The sequence below is a fragment of the Arthrobacter sp. 2RAF6 genome (assembly GCF_052115205.1).
Taxonomy (GTDB): domain Bacteria; phylum Actinomycetota; class Actinomycetes; order Actinomycetales; family Micrococcaceae; genus Arthrobacter.
In genome coordinates this window covers 1-3,019 of the sequence record NZ_JBFRGF010000079.1, presented here as the reverse complement: position 1 = coordinate 3,019, position 3,019 = coordinate 1, and the positions used below count along the sequence as shown (strand labels likewise).

Genomic DNA, 3,019 nt, shown 5'->3' with positions numbered 1-3,019 from the left:
GATCCGTGACCATGTCGGCCTGGTCTGGTACCAGCGCACGGTCCGCGTACCGCGCGGCTGGTCGGAGCAGCGGATCATGCTCCGCTTCGACGCCGCAACCCACGCCGCCGCGGTCTACGTCAATGACACCCTGGTSGCGGAGCACGTCGGCGGATACACACCCTTCGAAGCGGACCTCACCGACGTCGTCACGGCAGGGGCGGARTTCCGTCTCACCGTCGCCGTCGACAACAGGCTCACCAACATCACCATCCCGCCCGGGAAGCTGACCGTCGGCGCCGACGGCAAGGAACGGCAGAGCTATTTCCACGACTTCTACAACTACGCGGGCCTCGCCCGCTCCGTCTGGCTCTACAGCACCCCCCGGTCCCACCTCACCGACGTGACCGTGACGACCGACGTCGTCGACGGCGGCACMGGGTTGGTGAGTTACCGCCTGGCGAGCAGCGAGCCGGCTCCCGCRAGCGTGCGYCTCATCGACGAGGCAGGAGAGACGGTCGCCACTGGCGAAGGACACTCCGGCACCCTCCGCATCGAGGACGCCGTGCTGTGGAGGCCCGGCGCGGCCTACCTCTACCGCCTGGAGATCGAGATCCATGACGGCTGGCACGTCGTCGACGCCTACGAACTCCCGGTCGGGATCCGYACGGTCGCCRTCCAGGGCGAGCAGTTCCTCATCAATGGCGAGCCGTTCTACTTCACCGGCTTCGGCAAACACGAAGACTCCGCCGTCCGCGGCAAAGGACACGACAACGCCTACCTCGTGCACGACTTCCGCCTCCTGGACTGGACMGGCGCGAACTCGTTCCGCACCTCCCACTACCCCTACGCCGAGGAAGTCCTGGAGTTCGCMGACCGGCACGGGATCGTGGTCATCGACGAGACCGCCGCCGTCGGACTCAACCTCGCCGTCGAAGCCGGTTTGACCGGACAGCCGCCGCGGCCCACCTTCTCCCCCGAAACCTTCAACGACCAGACACAGGCCGCACACGCCCAGCACCTGCGCGAGCTCATCGACCGGGACAAGAACCACCCCAGCGTCGTCATGTGGTGCGTCGCCAACGAGCCCTCCTCCAACGAGGACGGGGCCAGGGAGTACTTCGAACCRCTCATCAAGCTCACSCGSGARCTGGACCCGACGCGCCCGCTGACGACGACGGCGGTCATCTTCGCAACGTCCGAGAACGACCGCCTCGCGGACCTCGTCGAYGTYATCTCGCTCAACCGCTACTACGGCTGGTACGTCGCCACCGGCGACCTCGAGACCGCCGAGCAGCTCCTCGAGGCCGATCTGCGCGGCTGGGCCGCCAAACACGGCAAGCCCATCATGATGAGCGAATACGGCGCCGACACCATCGYCGGCCTCCACTCCGTGCTCGACACCCCGTGGACGGAGGAGTTCCAAGCAGGCTTCCTCGCCATGAACCACCGGGTCTTTGACCGGATCCCGTCCTTCGTCGGAGAGCACGTCTGGAACTTCGCCGACTTCGGCACCGGCCCCGCGATCCACCGGGTGGACGGGAACAAGAAGGGCGTCTTCACCCGCGACCGCCGGCCCAAGACCGCCGCCTTCGCGCTCCGCCAGCGATGGACGGGACTCCACGGACGCAAGCCAGGGTCAAACACCGCACAGAACGCGCAGCATCAAACCGCGGCACCTGACTTCATCGAAGAACCAGCCYTGTCCATGCCCGCAGGAACCCCAAGCTCCTAGCGGCCGCAACCCCACCGTGGGGGCGGCCTCGCCGCCGCCCCCACCCCGCCAGTCACCAATCCTGCCGTACCCAGAAATAAGTCGCGCACATCGTACCCAGACAAAGGAGTCATCATGGTCAAGCCCAGCTACGGGGACCTACCGCCAAATCAGACAGAATCCGCTGTCCTCACGGACGCAGGTTCCCAGCAAGGGACCCCCGGCGGGGTCCCCGACATTGAGGCGCCACCGCTGAAGAAGGCCAGCGCCGGCTACCTCACGCTGATGTCACTGGCGAACTTCGGGGTCTCGATGGCATTCATCGTCCCGATGTCCTACTCCCTCGCCCTCCGCGTCTCCCAGCTCGCCCCGGGCCACGAAGAGGTACTCGGATACGTCGCCGGCACGGCCCAGTTCATCTCCATCGCCGCCAGCCCCCTCGTCGGGGTCTGGAGCGACCGTTTTCGCTCGAGGTTCGGCCGCCGCTCCCCGTTCATGTTCGGTGGCGCGCTCCTCGGAATCCTCGGACTCATCGGGGTCGCCCTGGCCCCCACAGTCCCGCTYGTGGGCCTAGGTTGGGTCTTCGCCCTCTTCGGCTGGGCAGCAGCGGGCCAGGCCATCGTGAACCTCCAGGCAGACCGCATCCCGGAAGAGCAGCGAGGCAAGATCTCCGCGCTCAGCGGCCTCTCCGCCCAGATCGCCCCCGTGCTGGGCATCGGCATCGCCTACTCCGTCTCATCCAGCACGTTCCTCGTCTTCGTCGTCCCSGGCCTCGTCGGCCTSGCACTGGTCTTCCTCTTCCCCCTCGTCAAGCGCGAAGGCAGCTCCGTGGGCCTCGTCCACRACAGCACCGTCACCGTCAAGGCCCTCCTGGCCAGCTACACCTTCAACCCCCGCAAGTACCCGGACTTCGGCTGGAACTGGTTGGGCCGCTTCATCTTCTTCATGGGCCTGTACTTCAACACCACCTTCGGCAGCTTCTTCTACGCCCAGCGCCTCGGCCTCCCCATCAAGGAAGTCGCCGGCACCATTGCAATTATCGGCATGCTCGGCATCATCGCAGCCAGCGCAGGCGCCCTCACCGGCGGCTTCCTCTCCGACAAGCTCCGTCGACGCAAGCTCTTCACCTTCCTCGGCGGCCTGCTCTTCCTCGCCGGCGGCATCACCGAGGCCTACGCCCACTCCTTCATCACCCTGCTTGTCGGCGCACTCATCATGCAGTGCGCAATCGCCCTCTTCAGCGCGGTGGACGGAGCCATCATCTTCGCCGTGCTGCCCGACCGGGCACAGGCCGGACGCTACATGGCCGTCGTCGGCTTCGCACAA

2 protein-coding genes are annotated in these 3,019 nt (G+C 66.5%); both read left to right on the top strand.

What is annotated here, in order from left to right; genetic code table 11:
• Positions 1-1,714, top strand: a 1,714-nt coding sequence (gene uidA / locus AB4Z38_RS25465) for a beta-glucuronidase (protein WP_441432298.1), incomplete at its 5' end; no start/stop codon positions are given.
• A gap of 114 nt (positions 1,715-1,828) precedes the next feature.
• On the top strand, positions 1,829-3,019 hold a 1,191-nt coding region (locus tag AB4Z38_RS25460; protein WP_441432297.1), incomplete at its 3' end, for an MFS transporter.